This window comes from Caballeronia sp. Lep1P3 (assembly GCF_022879595.1).
In the GTDB taxonomy this organism is placed as follows: Bacteria; Pseudomonadota; Gammaproteobacteria; order Burkholderiales; family Burkholderiaceae; genus Caballeronia.
The window spans coordinates 1,063,003-1,083,588 of record NZ_CP084266.1 but is presented as its reverse complement, the minus strand read 5'-3'; the positions used below and the strand labels follow the sequence as shown (position 1 = coordinate 1,083,588).

The window sequence follows — 20,586 nt, the reverse complement described above, 5'->3', positions numbered from 1 at the left end:
CGCCTACCGAGTGAGGCGGTTGCACGCCGCGCAGACACGCGTCGTTCCAGTTCGCGCTGACGGCTAACGAATCTCCCTGGCGAGCGCCTGCAAGCGCGTGAAAGCACTGAACCGCGCATCATGCAAGGCGCGTACATCGCCATGCGGTTCGTAGACTTTGCCTACCTGAGACATAACGCCCATCGCAGTCCCGACATCGTCGAATTGGCCGCCCGCCACGGCGCCAAGAATCGCGGCGCCGAGAAGAACGGGCTCCTCCGCGAGCGCGGCCAGCACCGGCTTGCCTACGGCATCGGCGAGCAACTGACGGACGAGATCATGTCGCCCCGCGCCTCCGCTGATCATCACGCGTTCGATTGGTGCGCCCGCCGACGCCTGCGTCTCGACTATCTGGCGCAAGCCATATCCGATACTGCAAATACCCGCGATATACAGCGATACCAGACTGTCGAGGTCGGTTTCCATGCCGAGGCCCGCGATCACGGCTCGCGCATGTGGGTCGGCGAAGGGTGCCCGGTTGCCCAGGAATTCAGGAACGACATGCACGCCTTGCGCCAGTTTCACCACGTCGGACAATGTGTCGGATGCCTGCGTCGCGAGATTGGCGAGCATCGCGGGCAGTGACTGTCCCACTTCCTCCGAACGGCTTCGCGCCTCGGCGGTTGCCGGGTGCAGCGTGAGCAGCCGTTCGATGGCGGCACCCGCGACGGACTGACCGCCCTCGTTGAGCCAGGCGTTCGGGATCATCGCCGAAAAATACGGTCCCCAGACGCCGGGAACAAACACGGGCTCACGCGTCGTCGTCATTGTGCAGGACGACGTTCCAAACACATAAGCAAGACACGCTTCGGGTTCGCCTTCGGCACCCACCGTACCGATACCGCCCGCGTGCGCATCGATCACGCCGGCGGCAACCGGCGTTCCCGCGCGCAAGCCGAGTTCCGCAGCCGCCTCTTCGGTCAGGCCGCTTCCCAACGGCGTGCCGGGTTCCACCACGTTCTGACCGATGCGGACAAAGCCTTCGTCGGCGAGCTGCCCGAGTCCGACGCTGCGAAAATAGGTGCCGTCCCAACGGCTTTCGTGGGCAAGGTAGGTCCACTTGCATGTGACCGTGCACGTGGATCGGGAGAGGTCGCCGGTCGAACGCCACGTCAGAAAGTCGGTGAGATCGAAGAACTGCCACGCATCGTCGAATACGGCGGGGCGATTCTCCAGAAGCCACAGCAGCTTCGGCGTCTCCATCTCCGGAGATATCTTGCCGCCAACATACTTCAGGACATCGTGCCCCGCCGCGTTGATGCGTTCCGCCTGCTCAACGGCGCGGTGGTCCATCCAGACGATGATGTCGCGCTCTGCCTCCTCCGAGGGCCCCACCGGCAGCGGCTTGCCGCCGTCGCCCAGCACGACCAGCGAGCAGGTGGCATCGAATCCGATTCCGACGATCCGCTCGGGTGGTACATCCGCCTGCGCGATGGCATCCCTGACCGCGTGACACACGGCGTCCCAGATTTCGGTGCTCGATTGTTCGACGATGGACCCGCTTGCGCGATATAGCGTGATGTCGTACTTCGCCGTCGCCAGCATTCGACCGTCGAGGTCGAAGACGCCCGCGCGCGCGCTGCCGGTGCCGACATCCACGCCGACGACAAACCGCGCGTTGGTTACGTCCTGAGTCGTGTAATCAGAAGTCATGGCTCACTGCCCGTTGGAGCGTTGGATCGGTTTCGAGGGACATCCGCGCCCCTCGAAGGGTTGCCGGTCTCAGAGATCGACCGCGTTCGGAAGGATCACGAGGTCGCGAACGGTTACGTTGCGCGGACGCGTCAGCATGAAAAGGACGCAATCGGCCACTTCCTTTGCCTGCATCAGGCTTCCGGATGCGAGCGCTTCGTCCATCTTCGCCTTGGGCCAGTCGTCCAGCAATGCGGTCACGACCGGTCCCGGCAATACGGAGCCCACGCGCACACCATGCTTCGAGAGCTGACGCCGCGCCGTGTGCACGAAGGCCTGCACCGCAAACTTCGAAGCGGTGTATATCGGCTCCCAGACCACCGGCACCATACCCGCAATGGAGCTGGTGAAGACGATGTCGCCGGACTGCTGTTTCACCATGTGGGGGAGGACGGCGTGCACCGAACGGAACGCGGCATTGATATTCAAGTTCAGCATGCGGTCCCATGCGTCGGGATCGCCATCAATCAATTCGCCGCCCACGTACGCGCCGGCATTTGCGTGGAAAATATCGAGGCCGCCGGCCGCATCGAGAATGCGCGGCAGAAGGCCGGACACTTCCGCCGGATTGAGCAGATCGGCGACGAGGGGCAATGCATCGGGACCGAGTTCCGCGCATAGCGCATCGAGCCGTTCTTTGGCGCGGTCGATCAGCACGACCTTCGAGCCATGCGCAATCAGCTCGCGCGCGCAGGCGAGACCGATACCCGACGCTGCACCCGTGATGGCCGCAACTTTTCCTTTGATCGTGTCAGTCATTCATCTGTCCCCTGGTTATGCGAATTCAAGCGCGACCGTGAGAGACGCGCGATTGACGGGCAAGCGAATCGACGATGACCGCGATTGCCAACACCGCGCCCGTGATCATGAAGCGCAGCGACGACGACAGATTCAGCAGCGTCAGTCCGCTCGCGATCGACTGGATCACGATAATGCCGAGCACCGCCGAATACGCGCTGCCGCGCCCGCCGAAGAGACTAGTTCCACCAATCACCGCCGCTGCAATCGCATTCAGATTGACATCGCCGGTGCCCGCCTGCTGACTGGCCGATGCGAGTCGCGCTGCCGACAGGACGCCGCCGAGCGCGGCGAGACCCGAGCAAAGCACGAAGGCGCTCATATAAATGCCTTTGACGTTGATGCCCGCGCGTCTCGCTGCTTCTTTGTTGCCGCCGACTGCGTGCATCGAACGGCCCCACCGCGTGCGTCTGAGCATGTAGTCCATCACCACCGCAAGAGCCAGGAAGAGCGCGAACAGCAGCGGAATGCCGCGTCCCTGATTCAGATATGCCACCACGACTTCCAGCAGTACGGTAATGACGATGCAGCGCGTGAGCAGACTACTCATCGAGGGCGCCGAAAGATTCGATGCCCGGCGGCGTTGTTGCGTGCGCATCCCGAGAACCAGCATGAGGGCCCCCGGTAGAAGCGCTATCACATACGATACGACTGGCGGGAGCACGATCAGCTGCCCGAGATTCACCATGGCGGAGCCATAGGGCAGGTTGATGGAACCACTGGAGCCGAGAACATACAGTTGGAGCCCGAGTAATGCCAGCAAACCCGCCAGCGTCGCGACGAAGCTCGGCATCCCGAGGCGGTTGAGCAGGAACGCATACAGTGCACCGACGACCGCGCCTACGAGAATGGCCGCAACGATTGCCAGTGCCACGGGCCATCCTTCGTTGACCCACAGCGTGCCGACCAGCGCCGAAGCGAAACCGCTCATCGAACCGACGGACAGGTCGATCTCACCGACCATCAGCACACAGACGATGCCCAGTGAGATCACGCCGATGGTCGAGCAGTCGAAAAGCATGTTGACCAGATTGTTGGCCGACAGAAAGACCGGATTCAGGCTCGTGAACACGGTCCAGATAATGACTAGACCGACAACGACTGGCAATGAACCTAGGTCACCCGACTTCACCTGATCGACGAAAGCGGAGATTGCGCCTCCGACGCCGGTCGCGTGCTTCACGCGCACGTCGCTGCGATCGAGCAATGTGGACGGCTGATCCGGCTTCTGTGGCTTTCCGTGCGGAGCACCCTGGATTTGGTTACTCATGACTGTATCTCCCACTAGGCATTCGTTTGCGCCTGACGCCGATCGGCGCGGCGCGAGACTGCGTTCTCGGTTGCGCCGGTGATCGCGGCGACGAGCTCCTGATTCGACGAGTCCGGGTAGAAGACGCCGTTGTTCTTGCCGAGCCGCAGCACGACGATTCGGTCCGCCACGGCGCGCACGTCTTCCATGTTGTGGCTGATGATGATCACCGCGTGCCCGCGCTCGCGCACTCGTTCTATCAGGTTCAGCACTTCCGCCGTCTGCGCCACGCCCAGCGCGGCAGTCGGCTCGTCCAGCATGATGAGTTTCGGGTCGAGCAGCAACGAACGCGCGATGGCAACGGTCTGCCGCTGCCCCCCGGACAGCGATGCAACGACATCGCGCACATCGGGAATGCGCGCCGAAAGTTCATTCAGAAGGGTCCATGCCCGCATCTCCATCGAGACTTCGTCCAGGCGCATCGGACTCATCTCTCGCCCGAGGAAGATGTTCGCCACTACATCGAGGTTCTCGCACAGCGCCAGGTCCTGGAACACCGTCGCGATGCCCAGATCGAGCGCAGCTGCCGGGTTCGCCAACGTTACTTCCTTGCCGTCGAACGTGATCGTGCCGGAGCTCGGCTGATGCACGCCCGCCAGCACCTTGATGAGTGTCGACTTGCCCGCGCCGTTGTCGCCTACCAGCGCGACGACTTCTCCGGCGTGTACGTCGAGTTCGATGTCCGTCAGGGCCGAGACCGCTCCGAAGTGCTTGGATACATTGCGCAAGCTAAGCACCAGCTTTCCCGGGGCGGGCCGCTTCGTGGAGTTGTCAGTCATGGACCGTACCTCTGCTTGATTGGATGAAAAACGTCGTGCGGCGCCAGTGTTCGTCCGGCGCCGCACCGGTTTCAGTTGGTGATGCCGAGCTTCTTGCAGCCTTCCGCGTAACGGTCCGTACACAAGGTCTTCGCGCTCGCGAAACCCTTGTCGACCACTTCGGCCTTGAGGTTCTTCGCCGTGATGACCGTCGGCGTGAAAAGTTGCGTGGGCGTGTTGAAGAGCGACGTTTCGCCCTTTGCGGCTTGACCGGCGAGAAAGCCAACGGCGACTTTTGCCGCGGCCGCCGCAACGGTTTCGCTCGGCTTCAGGATGGTGTTGTACTCGTCGCCGGCGATGATCAGTTGCAGACCCGCGATGGTCGCATCGTTGCCTGTCACGGGCGGCACCGGATTGACGCCCGCCGCCTTGAAGGCCGCGACCGTTCCGCCGGCCGTGCCGTCGTTCGCCGCAACCACGCCGATGATCTGCGACTGAAAGCGGGTGATTTGTCCGCTGACCCATTGCTGAGCCTTGGGCGGCGCCCATTCCGGCGTGTCGTACTCGGCCAGCGTCTTGTAGCCGCTAGACGCGAGGCCGGAGTGAATTCCCTTCTTGATCAACCCCGCTGCTGCGTCGGTGGGAGAGCCGTTGACTTCGAGAAGACCACCCTTGTTAGTCGGCACGTTAGTGGCTTTCAAATGCTCCACGAGCGACTGCGCGATCATGCGGCCGATGCCTTCGTTATCGAACGAGACATAGTAGTCAGCCGGCGTCGACGGAACCGGACGATCGTATGCAATCACCTTCACGCCCTGACTTTGCGCCAAATGAACGAGCGACGCTGCCGCGGTTGAATCCACCGGGTCAAGCACAATGACCTTTGCGCCCTGTGCGATGACTGAGTTGAACTGCTGCTGCTGAGTCGCAACATCCGCATTCGCGTTCTGATAGAGCACCTTGCAATCGGGACACAGCTTGGACATCGTTGCTTTGAAGCCCGGGAAGTCGTGCTGTTCGTAGCGAGTGGACGCTTGGTCCGGCATCAGGAACGCGACTGTGCCCGAGGGTGCCGCCATTACCGATCCGCTTAGCATGCCTAACGTAATTGCGCTGATGCCGCCAGCGAGTGCCGAAAGCTTTTTCATACAGTGTCTCCTTTGTTTATTGGATGACGGCACTTGCCGCCGACTGTTGTGGCGCGGAGCCGGGCGCGTCGGATCCGCTTGCCGCATTGAGTTGCTGATACCCGCGCCACCTGGAAGGCGACATGCCCTTGAGCAACAGAAACTGACGATTGAAGTTGGAGAGGTTGTTGAATCCGACCTGGTAGCAGATATCGCTGATACTCATTTCCCCGGACATGAGTAACTGGCACGCAAGGTTCACGCGTAGCCGGTTCACATACTGCACGAAAGGCACGCCGGTATGGCGGCGAAAGTAACGGGAGAACGCGCTCACGCTTTGGCCCGCCAGCCCAGCCAGGTCAGTTTCGCGAAGCTCCTGCGCAAGGTTCTTACCAATGTAGGTCAGGACATGATTGATGCGCGTCTCGGCATAGCGCGCCGGATCGGCCCGATAGGCGGCGCTTGCGAGCTTGACCGGCTCCCTGCTATGAAGAAGGAGAGAGAACAGTGATACGAAGAGTGCGATGCGCCGCATTCCCTGCGCGTGCAGCATCTCGCGCATGATCGGCTCGGCGGCCGCGCCCGTATCAGGGGTGAACAACACACCCCAGCCCGATGCCTCGAGCAGGCTAGTAACCTTTCTGAATTCGGGAAATGCATTGATTGCCCGCACGACGAATTCAGAATCGAACTGCAGCACCAGGCAGCGTTCGCTCACTTGCTCGCCCCGTGGCACGCTGCTCACCCAGTTGTGCGGCAGATTGGGTCCGGTCATAACGAGATTGCCGGGCGTGAAATCCCCGATATAGTCGCCGACGAAGTACTTGCCCGTCGTGGCGGTAATAAGGTGCAGTTCGTACTCGGGATGGAAGTGCCAGCGCACCGTGCTGTAAGGATATCCGTGCGACCACACCTTGAACGATTCGTCGCGCGGGACCGCGACCAACTCCAGGTCCGGCTGGGCGACACGTTGGCGAAAGCGAGCGCTGGGCCCCTCCGCACTGGTGCTGTCGTTCGTCACGTCTGTCTCCATGGGCCATCGTCTTTCTCGACGATTGTTCGGCTTGTCACTGCTCTTGAGTTGGAGAATAGCGGTTGACGCAAAAATTCACTACACGCGCTAGGGCGCGTCTCCGATATTTTTTTGCATCGGGGAAAGCCCTATCGCCTGTATTGGTCAAAAATCGTGCAGTGCAGCAGATCGACTATCACCGGATTGAGGGACCACGGTATCGCGCTGCCGGTGAAGGTCAAATTTTTGGTGATGCTCAGGTCTCGCCGTGCGCCGGGAGGCTAGTTCGTACTTTTTCCTCTTTCTGCGTTAGCACAAGATGACGGCATGACGGTCGCTTGCCGCATCGCGCGCGGGGCATGACGATTGCGCGAACGGTGCAACAGTCGTTCAGCCACCGCGACAGGAGCCGCAATGAATGTCGATTTGCGCATCAACGGTACCGCGCACGTTCTCGATCTCGATCCGCGCGTGACACTGCTCGATGCACTGCGTGAACATCTGGCGCTCACTGGCGCCAAGAAGGGTTGCGATCAAGGGCAATGCGGCGCATGCACGGTACTCGTCGACGGACGGCGCGTGCTGTCGTGTCTTACGCTCGCCGCGACGACGCGCGGCGCGGTGACGACCATCGAAGGGCTCGCCGATGGTCCTGCACTCCATCCGATGCAGGAGGCGTTCGTCGCTTGCGACGCGCTGCAGTGCGGGTATTGCACGCCGGGGCAAATTCTGAGCGCGATCGCGTGCATCGACGAAGGGCATGCGAACTCGCGCGACGACATTCGAGAGTACATGAGCGGTAACTTGTGCCGATGCGCGGCTTATCCGAAGATCGTCGCGGCGATCGAGCAGGTGCGCGATACGGCTCACGCCGCGCAGCCGGAGCGCGACTGATGCGGCCATTCCAGCTTTCGACCGCCAACGAACCCTGCGACGTATCCCGCTGCGGGCCGTTCGACGAACAGGCCGAACTCACGGTCGGTTCGCCGGTGCAATTTCTTGCGGGCGGGACCAATCTGCTCGACCTGATGAAGCTCGACGTAATGACACCCGAGCGGCTCATCGATATCGGGCCGCTTGCGGCGGGCCACTCCGGGATCGAAGCAAGCGAAGGCGGCCTGACGCTCGGCGCGTTCGCGCATATGGCCGATGCCGCGCGGCACGCCGCCGTGTGCCGCGACTACCCGGTCATCGCGCAGTCGCTGTGGATGGCGGCGAGCCCGCAACTGCGCAACATGGCGACACTCGGCGGCAACGTGCTGCAACGCACGCGCTGCCTGTACTTCCGCGACACGAGCTGGCGCGCCTGCAACAAGCGCACGCCGGGAAGCGGCTGCGCGGCGCGCGACGGCGTCAATCGCCGGCTGGCCGTGCTCGGCGTCAGTGAACACTGCATCGCCAATTATCCGGGCGATTTCGCGATCGCCCTGGTTGCTCTCGGCGCGCAAGTCGCGGTGCGCAGTCCAGCGGGCGAAATGCGCAACATTCCGTTCGAGACGCTGCATCGGCTGCCGGGCGACACGCCTCACCGTGAGACGAACCTGCGTCCCGGCGAACTCATCGTCGCGTTCCATGTGCCCGCCGGCGCGTGGACGCGACGTTCGCTTTATCTCAAGATCCGCGACCGCGCGTCGTATGACTTCGCGCTCGCGTCGGCGGCGGTGGCGCTCGATCTCGACGCGCAAGGCGTCGTGCGGGCCGCGCGCATCGGGATCGGCGGGCTCGCCGCGAAGCCGTGGCGCGCGCGCGAGGCCGAAGCGTCGCTTGCCGGCAAGCGCATCGATGAACGCAGTGCGCGCGAAGCCGCCGACGCAGCATTCGCCGGCGCGGTCGTCAGCGGCGAAACCGCGCGCAAGCCGGAGTTGGGGCGGCGCACACTGGTCCGCGCGCTCCTGCAAGCCGCCGCGCTGGAGGTTGCATGAGCGACATCGACCGACTCGCCGGACATCAACCCGCGTGGGGCGTGCCTCACGTGCGCATAGACGGCGAAGCGAAAGTCACTGGCCGCGCCTGTTACGCATCCGATGAACCGGTGCAGGATGCGGTGTATGCGTTCCTGCTCACCAGTTCAATCGCGCGCGGGCGCGTGCGGCGAATCCATGTCGAGGATGCTTTCGCGGTAGACGGCGTGCTGGACGTGCTGACGCATGAGAACGTCGGGTCCGAGGCGAAGCCGCCCGAGCAGCAGGCGGGCGGCGCCACGACGACCACGCTCGAAAGCGACCGCGTCTCCCACGACGGCCAGATCATCGGCGTAGTCGTCGCGACGACCTATGAGATCGCGCGGGAAGCCGCGCAGCGCACGCGCATCGAATACGACGAAGAACCGCCATCAGCCACGTTCGGCAGTGTTGGCGTGGAGGGCGAAAGGCGCGAGCCGGGCGAGCACGAGGACTACCGCGTCGGCGACTTCGACGCGGCGTTCGCAGCCGCGGATTGCCGCGTCGAGGCGACCTACGCGACCCCGACCCAGCATCACAATCCGATCGAGCTTTACACGACCACATGCGCCTGGCACGACGGCACGCTCACCATATGGGAGCCGAGCCAGTTCGTGTACGGCTTGCGCGGCAACGTCGCGCAGCAACTGGGCATCGAACGCGAGAAGGTGCATGTGATTTCGCGCTTCGTCGGCGGCGCTTTCGGCGGCAAGGGCAATGCGACGGCCCGCACCGCGTGGATCGCGATCGCCGCGCGACGCGTTGGGCGTCCGGTGAAACTCGTCGCCACGCGCGACCAAAGCTACACCGTCGCGACGTACCGGGCGGAAACGCGCCATCACGTCCAGCTTGGCGCCACGCGCGACGGCAAGCTCGTCGCGCTCAGGCACGAGGGCTGGGAACTCACTAGCCGCCCGAGCATGTACAACGTATCGGGGACGGAAACCACCGCGCGCATGTATGCGTGCCCGAACATCGAAACGGTCGTGAACGTCGTGCATGCCGACCGGAACACGCCCGGCTTCATGCGCGCGCCGCCCGAAACGCCTTACATGTTCGCGCTAGAGACCGCGTTCGACGAACTGGCTGTCCAGTTGTCGATCGACCCGGTCGAACTGCGCCGCCGCAACGACACCGCGGTCGACCCCGTGACGGGTAAGCCCTTCACGAGCCGGCGGCTCGTCGCGTGCCTCGATGCAGGGGCGCAACGCTTCGGCTGGGCCGCGCGCGATCCGCAACCGGGGTCGATGACCGAAGGCGACTGGCTCATCGGCTGGGGCTGCGCAAGCGCGGCGTATCCGTCGAACATCGCGGCCAGCGCCGCTCGTGTAACCCTGCGCGCCGACGGACGAGCGCGTGTCGACATCGCCGCGCACGACATCGGCACCGGCGCGTACACGGTTATCGCGCTGACAGCGGCGCAGTGCCTTGGAATCGAGCCGTCGCATGTGGAGGTGAGGCTCGGCGACAGCGACTATCCGCCCGCGTCGCTCGCCGCCGGGTCCAGCCACACCGCGACGATCACCCATGCGATCGTGTGCGCATGCGATGCGTTGCGCGACAGGCTCGCGCGCTCGGCGGCGCTGGCTGGCCCGCTGATGGGTCGCGACCCGCATGCGATGAAGCTGGCATCGGGCCGCCTCGCCGCGAACGAGGTATCGGAACCCTTGCGCGATGCGGTCCTGCGCATGGGCGGAGAAGCCGTGAGCGCGGAAGCGGAACATATCCCGCAGGGACTCGCGCCGGAGGCGATGGAGAAGCTACGCGCCGGCAAGCTGCCGATAGTGCGCGGACACCAGCGCGAGGATGCAACGGCCTATGCGTTCGGCGCGCACTTCGTCGAAGTAAGAGTGCATCGGCTTACGCGGGAAATCCGCGTGCGGCGCATGGTCGGCGCGTTCGCATCGGGGACGATCGTCAATCCGCTGACGGCGCATAGCCAATACATGGGCGGCATGATCTGGGGCGTCGGCGCGGCGCTGCTCGAAGAGACGGAGATCGACGCGCGTCACGCGCGGTACCTGAACGACAATATCAGCGAGTACCTCATCCCGGCAAACGCGGATGTCGATGAAATCGATGTCATCATGCTGCCCGACGCCGATGCGCAGGTGAACCCGCTCGGCGTCAAGGGGCTGGGCGAGATCGGCATCGTCGGGATGAATGCGGCCATTGGCAATGCGGTTTATCACGCGACAGGACGGCGCGTGCGCGAGTTGCCGATTCGTATCGAAGATCTCCTGTAGCAGGAACAACTGCGAAGCGAAGTGGGCGCGTGACACCGTTATTCGCCGATAGCCTCGTCCTGCTGATCCGGTTCGGGCTCGACGGCGAACGGCAGCGCAAAAACGACCGTTCCGCGTTCTTCTCATTCGTACTCGGACTGGCCGTCGTATCTCGTCAAGCCGACGTTGCGACGGTACCGGTTTGACCGGCGGCTTTCGGTCGTCAAGACTCGGCATGCGTGAGAACCTCTTAGCCATCGCGCCTGCGCAGCAGCCGTACGCGCCGCTGCATCGCAGGCGTCACGAGTCAAACCCCGTTTATCACAGACTGGTAGCAGTATCGATGAACGCATAGCCGAACGGATTACTGACCGCCGTCGGTGTGCCCGCCACGATTGTTGAGCGGTCCTCGTGATGCCACCCGGTTGCGAAGTTGAACCAAAGCGCGTGGATGTGTCCGTTGGCGGAGCGGAACAAGATGTGTTGCTCGACGAGTCCCGTCGCGCTGTTAACGAACGCATAACCGAACGGGTCTCCCACGGCAGGCGGCGTACCCGCCACGATTGCTGTCCGGTCCTCGTGATGCCATCCGTTCGCGAAGTTGAACCATAGCGCGTGGATGTGCCCGTCGGCCGAACGGAAAATGTTGTGCTGCTCAACCACGCCGGTCGCGTTGTTCACCAGGGTATAGGCGCGAGGATTTCCGACGGCGACGGGCGTCCCGCTCACGATTTCCGTGCGGTCCTCGTGGTGCCAACCAGCCGTAAAGTTGAACCACAGAGCGTGGATGTGTCCGTCGGCGGATCGGAACAGGTTGTGTTGTTCCACAAGTCCCGTCGCGCTGTCCACGAAGGCATAGCCGAATGGGTCGCCTACGGCTGTGGGCGTACCTCTTACGATGGTCGTCCGGTCCTCATGATGCCATCCGCTCGCGAAATTGAACCAGAGCGCGTGTATGTGCCCGTCAGCGGATCGGAACAGATTATGTTGTTCGACTACACCGGTCGGGCTGTTCACCAGGACGTAACCAAACGGGTCCCCAACCGACGCTGGTGTGCCCGGCACAATGGCGGTGCGGTCCTCGTGGTGCCAGCCAGTCGAAAAATTGAACCACAGCGCGTGAATGTGACCATTCCTGGAACGCAACAGGTTGTGCTGCTCCACTACCCCTGTCGGATTGTTCACGAAGGCATAGCCGAACGGATTTCCCACTGCGGGAGGCGTCCCCGACACAATGAGCGTGCGGTCCTCCTGATGCCAACCCGTTGCGAAGTTAAACCACAATGCATGGATGTGACCATCGCTCGACCTGAACAGGTTGTGTTGTTCGAGCAGTCCGGTCGGCTTGTTGACGAAGGCATAGCCGGAGGGTGCGGTCACGGCCGTAGGTGTACCGAAGACTAGCGCGCTACGGTCCTCTTGATGCCATCCACTGGAGAAGTTGAACCAGAGCGCATGGACGTGACCATCGGCCGAAAGAAAAAGGTTGTGTTGCTCGATGATGGGGGCGGCCGCTGCATGGGCTGTCGGTTTTATGTTTGGATCAGTAGCATTGTCACTCGTCGAATCACCATACGCGTTGAACGCTACAGAACCGCCAGCGGCGGCGAGCAATGAGAGGAACTGGCGGCGGCCCAAACGATTGGAGAGAATGAGAGGCGTCTCTGAGTGCGGTCTGCGGATGTCAGACATGTTAGTCCCCTATGGATCGGCAAGAAGCCTCCGAAGAGGCGGTGACTAGGAAGATGAACGGAAACCATGTGCTTATCTAAAGCTGGGAATCGGTGGCTAGAAACGAACGAGTGACGTGTAAGCGATTAATTTGCTTCGCTTTCGCCGTCAGCGTTGTCGGGCAAGACGCGCGGAACACACGCGGACAAAGACAAAGCCCGGCACTCAGGACGCGATTGAGTGATTGAGCGATTGCGTTAAAAAGCGGTCCCGAATGTCTCTGGCCACGGAGCGACGAAGGGGAATCTGCTATTGACCGCCGAAATAGAGTTGCTTCATCTCTTCGCTAGACGCGGGCCGAACGACGGCACGGGAGCCGGACGACGATGAGCCGGAGAGCACTCCGCCATACGCGGTCGGGCTGTCAGTCGATGTCCGTGCTGCAGCCGCCTGGATGTCGCCCGGATAAGTGGCATCGTCGGATTTGGCCGGATCATAGCCGGCATGTTCGAACTGCTGTAGCTCCGCACGTACCTGCGCGCGCGTCAGTGTCGACTCGGTCTGAGAAAACGCGGCGAAAGATAAGGAAAGCGCCGACGCTGCGGCGACTGCGATCACGACTGATTTCATGGCAACCTCCTCGTGAATACCAAGCAGCGGAACGCCAATGCACCGTCTCCGCTGGCGTTAATTGTCGGATGGAGCGAGCGCCGTCGACACCCACTTAGGTAGGTGAGTGCCCCAGATCAAGCGGCGAAAGATGTTGGCATCGGGAGGCGGGCGCGCACATTAGTACCGCTACATTTGTGTATTCGAATTCGAGTGGCGTCCTGCTATTCTTTTTGAATGTCATGCCGCCGTACTCACGGACGGCGACATTCCTGATCGGGCAACCCGATGAGATCGTCGGACCTCCGTGTGCGCAGGTTGAGATCGGCGGCTCAAGAACGTGCGTTCCGAAAGGACTACGCACAGCGCTTTTCCGCGCAGCGAAAACTCGCCATCGCAATCTTTACCGCGTTATGGATCGCTTTCTCCATCCGTGATTTCGGACGACTCGATTTACTCGATCCCATCCATCTGCACCACACGGAACTCGTTTTCATGAGAACCGCCGCGGCCATCGGCATGGGCCTGGCGGTCGTGTTGTGGACCCCGCGCGCACTCGACGAACGCTGGGCCGTCGGGCTGCTCAGCCTGTGGACGCTGAGTGCCTGGCTGGCCACGCTGCGAATGCTGCAGATCGTGGACCTGCCGTGGCATGAACACTATTCGATTCTGACACTCACCCTGTTCACGATCTTCATGGCCTTCAGGCTTCGGGCGATCACTGCAGCATGGCTGGTCGGGCTTTGCGTCGCGAGTTACCTGCTCATGCTCTTTCTCGAGCCTCCAGGAGAGAAGTTCGGGATGCATCTTTCGTCGATGCTCGCGCACGCCACGAGCCTGCCGCTGACCTATGCCATCGGAGTGGTAGTCAGTATTCCGCTCGAACGTTCGGCCAGGCGCGAATTCATGTACCGACGCAGCCTGCGTGCGTCGAAGGCGCGCGTCGAAGCGGCGTCGCGTGCAGTCAACGCACAAAACAAACGCATGCAGGAACTCGTCAAGGAGAAGGAGCGATTCTTCTCGGCGGCCTATCACGACATCCAGCAGCCGCTCGCCGCGATCAACCTCTTCATCCGCAGTGCCCGAACGAGTATCAGGGACGGACGCGCGGTGGAACGCGACCTCGATGTCATCGAGGAGACCGCGTCCGACATCCTCGACATGTTCAAGGAAATACAGGACTACAGCGAGCTGGGCTCGTATGTTCCTCGCCTCGCGCCGGTCAATACACTCGACCTGCTGACGGAAGTCATGGGCCAATACCAAGAGATGGCCCGGTCGCGGGGAATCGATCTAAGACTTGCGAGGCGGCGAGCCAAGCCGCCGTTCATCGAGACAGACCGGTCACTGCTCAAGCGGGCCATATGCAACCTCGTATCGAACGCGATCAAGAGCACGCCGTCGGGCGGCGTCGTGCTTGGCTGGGTACGTCTGGATGAGCGGCTGCGCGTCGATGTACGGGACACTGGAATCGGCATTGCCGCGGTGCACCGTGAGGCGATTTTTGCCGAGTATTACCAGATCAACAATTCAGAGCGCGACCGTTCGAAAGGGCTGGGACTCGGGCTTTCGATCGTGCAGCGTGTCGTTCGAATCCTGCCGGGGCACGCGGTGACTTTCGCATCAAGCGAAGGGCGTGGCTCGCGCTTTTCGCTCTACGCGAGGATCGCGGCGTCGACGCCGGCTGTCGGGACGAATCAGTATGGTCACGTCTTTTGCAGTCCCGATCTCGACGGCGCGTTCATGCTGCTGTGTGACGACGAGCCCAAGGTCCTCGAAGGCCTGCGCCGCCTTTTCTCCAGCGCGGGCGCGCTCGTGCAGGCTGCGGACTCGATGGCCGGCTTTGCCGCCATTCTCGCCGATGACAGCCGTATTCCCGATCTCATCGTGACCGATATCCGGCTGCGCGATGGCGCTTCCGGCATGGCGGTTGCCGAGCGGATAAGGCGTCATTTCGCGTGGGCGGGCGTTTATTCCGGTCGCATTCATCACCGGGGAACTGTTGTCCGTTCGCGTGCTTCGCGATTTTCCGCAGCCGTTTATTCTGCTGCGCAAATCGTCGGTACCGGAAGACTTGCTGGCGGAAATCAGCCGATTCGTTGCCGCCCGGCGAAAGATCAGTCTCGATTTTGCGGATGATCGGTGACCGACAGCGCTCCGAGCGTGACGCCCTTGTCGGCCAGCATCACGATGAGTTCAGTGCGGCGCCGCAGGTTGAAGTGCGCGAGCAGATGACTGATGTATTTGCGCACGGTGATGTCTTCCAGCCCCATCTTCGACGCGATGGCTTTGGAAGGGAGTCCGCGTGCCAGCCACGCGAGCGTTTCATATTCGCGTGGCGGCAGTCCGAGCCGCGGAGCATCCCAAGGTTCGACGCCGCCGTTCGTCGGCGGTGCCTTTCCTGAGTCGCGTGCCGGTGCCTCGGCGATGTCGATCGCGCGCCGCAGTCCGGCGATGCTACCCGCAGGCAGGAAGACGCCGCCCGAGAGCACGGCAACGATCGCGGCATGAAGTGCTTCCGGCGACGACGATTTCGGCACGTAGCCCATTGCGCGCAACTCGAGACATCGCCCGACTGTTTCAGTGCTTTCATCGCCCGATACTACGACCACGGGCAAGGACGGTCGTGCGTCCTTCAACCGGCAGAGCGCGTCGCAACCGTGCCCGTCAGGGAGTTCGAGGTCCAGAAAGACGATGTCGGGGTGCCCGGTCATCGCCAGATCGACTCCATGCGACAACGTACTCGCATGCAGGAGTTCGGCATCCGGATAAAGCTCCTTGATGAGCAGTGCGAGACCGGCTCTGAAGAGTTCGTGATCGTCGACGAGCAGTACGCGCATCGCATCGTCTCCCTGCAACCCACGCAGATTCGGACAGCCTAAGCACGCGGCGTTCGAGCTACATCGATGTGCCGCGCGAACCGCATTCGAATTATCTTACACGCGGTTTTCGGTGGACACAGGCCTATGTCACCCGATACGAAAAGTGTACGAGTGTGTCGGAGTCTGAATTCAGGGGTGAATCGGCTGTCAGTGCTGGTGACGGCCCACGGATGGACTCTCACTAACGTGCGTTGCACGGACAGCCAGCAGTCGGCATAGATCCGAGAACGGCCGGTCGATGGGCGATAGCCAGCGCCAGACGGCACTATCCGCAATCGTCGGCGCCGCTCGGCAAAGGTGTCAATGCGCCTTCACCGCGCGCGGGGCGTGCGCAACGGGAACGGTATCCGCTGCACATCGGAAAACGAGGCGGGGACACGCCACGCAGCATTGCAAGTCGATCGCCACTTGCGATGCCACTACCAACAAACGCCAAACGTGCCGCACAACTCGTCAATCGCGGACGGATCGAGTGGATCGGGGCGTGGCGTCGTCATGAGCCACAGGCGCGCGGTTTCTCCGAGTTGTTCTAGTGCATTAGAGGCGTGCGAGACGCTGCGCTCCCACACGACCGACCGGGCGTTTCAGCAATACGGCCCGCACGGATGCCGCGCGCGCCGCGATTTCCGCCGCCGCCCGCGGATCGCCGGCTTGCGATAGCGCACGAGCGGGACGTGTCCGGCCTTCATCACGTAATACGGCGTGATGCGCGGCAGTACGTCTTCATCGTGCTCCTGCAGCCGCCTCCAAGCCGACTGACGATAAAGTATTCCAATCTGCTGCCGTTATAGCTTGCGTACAACACCCTTCACGCGGAGACAAGAGCAATGGTTGGCCAGCCTACCTTTAAGCATACGTTCGATTCTGTGCTATTCGACGACCTCGTTGCAGTCGATAAACGAGGGCTCGATGAATTAGAGTTCGGGGTGATTGGGTTCGACCCGGCCTACGGCGTGACTCACTACAATGCCGTCGAATCTTCGAGCGCCGGGCTTAGTCCAACCCGCGTTCTGGGCAGGCATCTTTTCGAAGAAGTGGCGCCCTGCATGAACAATTTCATGGTGGCGCAACGGTTCGAGGACGAGGCCGAACTGGACGAAGTGCTGCCGTACGTTCTAACTCTGCGCATGAGGCCGACGCCAGTACAACTGAGACTCCTGAAGTCCGGTCGCAGCGAAACCCGCTTTCTACTCGTTCACCGGCAGGGCGACAAGTGAACGTAATGACCACGGCGGACGGTCCATGCGAGGCGGAGCACGAGGCGCTGCTATCGTTCATGTATATGTCGCCCATCGGCATCATTCGTAGTGGCTTGAATGGCGACGTGGACATGCTCAACCCGGTCGCGGTTCAACTGCTTATGCCGGTTGCCGGCCGGCTGGGCGTGGGTAACGTCTTCGATAGCCTGACTAACGTCGCACCGGAGCTGCGCAATCTCGTGTCGAGCTTTTCGGCCGAGCGCGGGCGAGTCTGCGAGGGCCATCGAATCGTGATTGCGCCAAGCGCTGATCGTCCGACGGTACTGTCATGCAACATCATCAAGGTCAACAGCAGTACCTTGATGACGACGCTGTCCGACATATCCCGTCAAGTCGAGGCAGAGCGACGCGCGAGACAGCACGAATCGTGGCTCGCGGGGATCTATACGAGCGTTAACGATTTCGCCTTTTTCACGCTCGACTCTGCTGGCCGTATCGATAGCTGGAACGCGTCCGTGGAGCAACTGACCGGCTTCGGCGCCGATGCGGTGCTCGGCCATAGCCTCGATCTTTTCTACGCTCCCGAGACTGTCGACCCGTATTGCAGCCCGGAGCACATCTCGCTGACGCGCGAAGAGGGTTGGCACGTCCAGGAGTGCTGGTGTGAAAGCAAGGAGGGTCGCCGGTACGCCGCGCAAATCCTGGTTGCCGTCTTGCGAGAAGACAGTGGCGAGATCGCGGGATACTCGGTCGTTATACGCGACGTTTCCGAACGCAAAATCTCGAGCGACGAACTCACTCGCCTTCTCACCACCGACCACTTGACGGGCGCTGTCAATCGCGCGCATTTTTTCAAGCTCGCCGAAAAGGAGCTTGCGAAAACGAGGCGACTGGGCAAGCCCCTGTCTTTCGTGATGATCGATGCCGATCACTTCAAGCGGATCAACGACACAGCCGGGCATCAAGCGGGAGACCTTGTTCTGACGCAGATCGTACAGAAAGCAAAGGCGAATCTGCGGTCAATCGACGTGTTGGCCCGCCTTGGCGGTGAAGAGTTTTGCTTGATGCTTCCGGGAACGTCTCGCGAAGAGGCGCTCGTCATCGCGGAACGTGTGCGCGCGACGATCGCGGACTTTCAGATAGAGACGGGCGGCGGTCAAATACGGGTGACGGTAAGCGCGGGCATTGCCTCCGTAACCGAAGCGACGTCTTGCGTAAACGACCTGCTCGCTGCAGCGGACAAAGCACTATATGCCGCCAAGACGGCCGGTCGGAACTGCGTGGAACTCGGATGAGCGCGAGCACTCCTGTTGTGCTCGGCTTCTACAGTCTTCCCTGATGTGTCCGTCGGTTGTCGAGGAACTATGAAGCTCGACGATTGAGAATGACTAAGAATCGATGCAATGGCGTAGCGGTGTTACGCCGCGGTCCAGAAAGCAGCCCGACATCGCACGGGCTAACAGGCGATGAAGCTCTCCGCGAGCAACCGGTGGAAGGGGTCCACAAGCCTTCAGCCGACTCCGTCTCCGCGAACGAAGCATTGATGGAGTTTCTGTATCGAGCGCCGATAGGCCTTTTACAGATCTCGGCGCTCGGGGCGATCGAGATGATCAACCCGATGTCGGCCAGGTTGCTGATGCCACTTTCACCGGATGGGAGCCTCTTCAACCTGTTCGACGTGCTGGAGGCGACTGCGCCGCAATTTCGGCGAATGGTCCAGGAATACAGGGAACCTTCGGGGTCTGTTTGCGAGGCCGTGCGCCTCAAGGTTCCGCCGTCTTCCAAAGCCAACCTGCCCCCGCAGGTCTTGTCGGTTAGTCTGCTGAAGCTCGACGAGAACCATCTAATGGCAATGGTGAGCGATGTAACGCTCGAGTCACAGCGCGAGCAGTCTCTTCTGGATAAGAAGCTCGGCGAGGCGGCACGACTGGACAAGCTGACGATGATGCCGAACCGTACATCGATATGTGAATTCATCGAAAGGGGCATGCAACGTCAAGATCGCGATCAGTGTCATCACTTCAGCGTTCTGTTCATCAATTGCGATCGCTTCAAGCAGATCAACGACTCCCTCGGTCACTCCGCGGGCGACGAGGTTCTCGCAGAGGTGGCGAGTCGATTGATGAGGACGATGCGTCTGCGCGATTCGCACAACGGCCAATATGAAAATGGCCTGATGGCCGGTCGCCTCGGGGGCGACGAGTTCGTCGTGGTGATCGGCGAACCACAATCCGAGTCGGATATTTTCTTGGTTGCGGAACGGCTACTCCGTGCGTTGAGTGAGCCTTACCGGGTCGCTGACCAACAGTTGCACCTTAGCGTCAGCATCGGAATCGTGCACTCTACGACCTCGAGCGCGCAGCCTGATGCGATGCTACAAGACGCTAGTATCGCAATGGTGGAGGCCAAACGCCGTGGCGGAGCCCGGTCTGTGACTTTCGAACCTTCCATGCACGAGCGTGCGGCGGGTCGAGCGCAGATGGAGAATGATCTGCGTCGTGCCATCGTCAACCAGGAACTGTTCGTCGTCTATCAACCGGTAGTCATGCTTGGGCCGACTGTGGATCAGTGGTCTTTTCCGCGACATGCCGCCGCTGTCGAAGCACTCGTGCGTTGGCGCCATCCGGTCAGGGGCGTCGTGCCGCCCGCCGAATTCATCGGCGTTGCAGAAGAGTGTGGCCTGATTGGCGCACTCGGCGAATTCGTGCTGGACACTGCATGCCGCCAATTCGTCGCATGGAAAGCACAGCTTGGGCGGCTTGCACCGCGCCTACTGGCGGTTAATCTGTCTCGCGCCCAGCTCAGCGATCAAGAATTCGTCGCCTTTGTTTCCCGTACGCTGCGGGACAGCGGCATGGATCCTGCCGAACTGCAACTCGAGGTGACTGAGAGCCTGGCTGCTCAGGACGAGTCCGTCCAGGCCACGTTGCGACAGCTCAAGGCGTCTGGACTTAGCCTGGCGCTCGACGACTTCGGGACGGGTTACTCATCGCTCTCGAGCTTGCACCAGCTACCGGTGGCTACCGTCAAGATCGATCGGTCGTTTGTCAGCCAGGCAGTGCAGAGCGCGCATCACCGCGTATTGATAGAGGCAACCGTCCGTGTGGCTGCCAGCCTGAACATGAACACCGTTGCCGAGGGAGTCGAAAGCGAGGCGCAGGCATCCGTGGTCCGCTCGCTCGGCTGTGAGAAAGGCCAGGGCTACTTTTTCAGCAAGCCACTCTTGCCCGAGAGTCTTGTCGATTGGTTGAAGAGCAATGACAGCTGACCCGATCTCGCCCGCGGGCTCTGTCACTTGTCGAGCCTGAGTTTGGAAGGCAGCGGG

Annotated in this window: 16 protein-coding genes and 1 pseudogene; 7 read left to right on the top strand and 10 right to left on the bottom strand. The window is 61.7% G+C overall.

Features of this window, described 5'->3' with window-relative positions:
• Positions 1 to 63: 63 nt before the first annotated feature.
• The 6 genes from LDZ27_RS19450 to LDZ27_RS19425 all read right to left on the bottom strand — a co-directional run bounded on the left by LDZ27_RS19450 (position 64) and on the right by LDZ27_RS19425 (position 6,744).
• Positions 64 to 1,692 carry an FGGY-family carbohydrate kinase gene (locus LDZ27_RS19450; RefSeq protein WP_244816496.1) on the bottom strand — a complete coding sequence of 543 codons (1,629 nt, stop codon included), beginning with the start codon at positions 1,690 to 1,692 and terminating at the stop codon, positions 64 to 66.
• A gap of 69 nt (positions 1,693 to 1,761) precedes the next feature.
• Positions 1,762 to 2,490, bottom strand: a complete 729-nt coding sequence (locus LDZ27_RS19445; protein ID WP_244816495.1) for an SDR family oxidoreductase — start codon at positions 2,488 to 2,490, stop codon at positions 1,762 to 1,764.
• A 25-nt stretch (positions 2,491 to 2,515) separates the two neighbouring features.
• Positions 2,516 to 3,799, bottom strand: a complete 1,284-nt coding sequence (locus LDZ27_RS19440; protein ID WP_244816494.1) for a sugar ABC transporter permease — start codon at positions 3,797 to 3,799, stop codon at positions 2,516 to 2,518.
• Between the two features lie 14 nt (positions 3,800 to 3,813).
• Complete coding sequence (locus LDZ27_RS19435) at positions 3,814 to 4,617, bottom strand: ATP-binding cassette domain-containing protein (RefSeq protein WP_244816493.1); 804 nt, start codon at positions 4,615 to 4,617, stop codon at positions 3,814 to 3,816.
• A 71-nt stretch (positions 4,618 to 4,688) separates the two neighbouring features.
• Positions 4,689 to 5,777 carry a sugar ABC transporter substrate-binding protein gene (locus tag LDZ27_RS19430; protein ID WP_244816492.1) on the bottom strand — a complete coding sequence of 363 codons (1,089 nt, stop codon included), beginning with the start codon at positions 5,775 to 5,777 and terminating at the stop codon, positions 4,689 to 4,691.
• Positions 5,761 to 6,744, bottom strand: coding sequence for an AraC family transcriptional regulator (locus tag LDZ27_RS19425; protein WP_244816491.1), 984 nt, complete (start codon positions 6,742 to 6,744; stop codon positions 5,761 to 5,763). Before LDZ27_RS19425 ends, LDZ27_RS19430 begins: the two co-directional genes overlap by 17 nt.
• A 405-nt stretch (positions 6,745 to 7,149) precedes the next feature.
• Here LDZ27_RS19425 and LDZ27_RS19420 point away from each other — a divergent pair, with 405 nt between their 5' ends.
• Genes LDZ27_RS19420 through LDZ27_RS19410 form a run of 3 tightly spaced genes read left to right on the top strand, consistent with a single transcriptional unit; the run spans position 7,150 to position 10,921 of the window.
• Positions 7,150 to 7,629, top strand: coding sequence for a (2Fe-2S)-binding protein (locus LDZ27_RS19420; RefSeq protein ID WP_244816490.1), 480 nt, complete (start codon positions 7,150 to 7,152; stop codon positions 7,627 to 7,629).
• Positions 7,629 to 8,657, top strand: coding sequence for a xanthine dehydrogenase family protein subunit M (locus LDZ27_RS19415; protein WP_244816489.1), 1,029 nt, complete (start codon positions 7,629 to 7,631; stop codon positions 8,655 to 8,657). Before LDZ27_RS19420 ends, LDZ27_RS19415 begins: the two co-directional genes overlap by 1 nt.
• Complete coding sequence (locus LDZ27_RS19410) at positions 8,654 to 10,921, top strand: xanthine dehydrogenase family protein molybdopterin-binding subunit (protein ID WP_244816488.1); 2,268 nt, start codon at positions 8,654 to 8,656, stop codon at positions 10,919 to 10,921. Before LDZ27_RS19415 ends, LDZ27_RS19410 begins: the two co-directional genes overlap by 4 nt.
• Before the next feature lie 300 nt (positions 10,922 to 11,221).
• Here the strand turns inward: LDZ27_RS19410 and LDZ27_RS19405 are convergent, their stop codons facing one another.
• Together LDZ27_RS19405 and LDZ27_RS19400 are read right to left on the bottom strand one after the other, a co-directional pair.
• On the bottom strand, positions 11,222 to 12,592 hold the full coding sequence (locus LDZ27_RS19405) for a hypothetical protein (protein ID WP_244816487.1): 1,371 nt from the start codon (positions 12,590 to 12,592) through the stop codon (positions 11,222 to 11,224).
• A 288-nt stretch (positions 12,593 to 12,880) separates the two neighbouring features.
• Positions 12,881 to 13,201 carry a DUF4148 domain-containing protein gene (locus LDZ27_RS19400; RefSeq protein WP_244816486.1) on the bottom strand — a complete coding sequence of 107 codons (321 nt, stop codon included), beginning with the start codon at positions 13,199 to 13,201 and terminating at the stop codon, positions 12,881 to 12,883.
• Between the two features lie 288 nt (positions 13,202 to 13,489).
• On the opposite strand from LDZ27_RS19400, the gene LDZ27_RS19395 reads away from it, so the two are divergent.
• On the top strand, positions 13,490 to 15,319 hold the full coding sequence (locus tag LDZ27_RS19395; RefSeq protein WP_244816485.1) for a hybrid sensor histidine kinase/response regulator: 1,830 nt from the start codon (positions 13,490 to 13,492) through the stop codon (positions 15,317 to 15,319).
• On the opposite strand, the gene LDZ27_RS19390 is transcribed toward LDZ27_RS19395, so the two are convergent.
• Both LDZ27_RS19390 and LDZ27_RS19385 read right to left on the bottom strand, forming a co-directional pair.
• The gene (locus tag LDZ27_RS19390) at positions 15,298 to 16,020 is read right to left on the bottom strand and encodes a response regulator transcription factor (RefSeq protein ID WP_244816484.1); all 723 of its coding nucleotides are present in this window, start codon (positions 16,018 to 16,020) and stop codon (positions 15,298 to 15,300) included. The genes LDZ27_RS19395 and LDZ27_RS19390 overlap by 22 nt on opposite strands.
• Positions 16,021 to 16,481: 461 nt before the next feature.
• A pseudogene (locus tag LDZ27_RS19385) lies at positions 16,482 to 16,790 on the bottom strand (class II aldolase/adducin family protein); the annotation flags it as partial.
• A gap of 99 nt (positions 16,791 to 16,889) precedes the next feature.
• Between LDZ27_RS19385 and LDZ27_RS19380 the strand changes: the two are divergent.
• The 3 genes from LDZ27_RS19380 (at position 16,890) to LDZ27_RS19370 (ending at position 20,529) form a co-directional block, all read left to right on the top strand.
• Positions 16,890 to 17,279, top strand: coding sequence for a phosphonate transporter (locus LDZ27_RS19380; RefSeq protein WP_244816483.1), 390 nt, complete (start codon positions 16,890 to 16,892; stop codon positions 17,277 to 17,279).
• Positions 17,280 to 17,284: 5 nt separating this feature from the next.
• Positions 17,285 to 18,556: a sensor domain-containing diguanylate cyclase gene (locus tag LDZ27_RS19375; RefSeq protein WP_244816482.1), complete on the top strand. Its 1,272-nt coding sequence runs from the start codon at positions 17,285 to 17,287 to the stop codon at positions 18,554 to 18,556.
• A gap of 89 nt (positions 18,557 to 18,645) precedes the next feature.
• Entirely contained in the window at positions 18,646 to 20,529 is a 1,884-nt protein-coding gene (locus tag LDZ27_RS19370) for a bifunctional diguanylate cyclase/phosphodiesterase (RefSeq protein ID WP_244816481.1), read from the top strand.
• Positions 20,530 to 20,586: the final 57 nt, after the last annotated feature.